This is a genomic window from Psychrobacter sp. CAL346-MNA-CIBAN-0220, assembly GCF_040309805.1.
GTDB lineage: Bacteria > Pseudomonadota > Gammaproteobacteria > Pseudomonadales > Moraxellaceae > Psychrobacter.
On the sequence record NZ_JBEOPF010000628.1, the window covers coordinates 1 to 244 of the forward strand.

At 45.1% G+C, this 244-nt stretch carries 1 protein-coding gene; it reads right to left on the reverse strand.

Annotated elements, in window-relative coordinates; translation table 11 throughout:
• A partial coding sequence (locus tag AAEY88_RS15080; protein ID WP_350563696.1) for a S46 family peptidase occupies positions 1–244 on the reverse strand: 244 nt, incomplete at both ends.

Here is a 244-nt window from a genome sequence, read left to right on the forward strand (position 1 = left end):
GTATTCATGCCACCGGTGTAATCACCATAAAGCTTGGCTTTAATTTGCTCTTGCAGCTTTTTAGGCGCATTAAATGGGTCAACATCGGTGTTTTTAGCCAGTAACCCTTCAAGTGAGGTAAACGGCGTGGCCACTAAACCATCTTGCGGAGAATACCCGCCTACCGTGCCGTAAGTTACACGTAATGTGCTATTTGCATCGGCGTAAACCGGTTTGTTTTGCGCTTTATTAAAGGCAATAATCG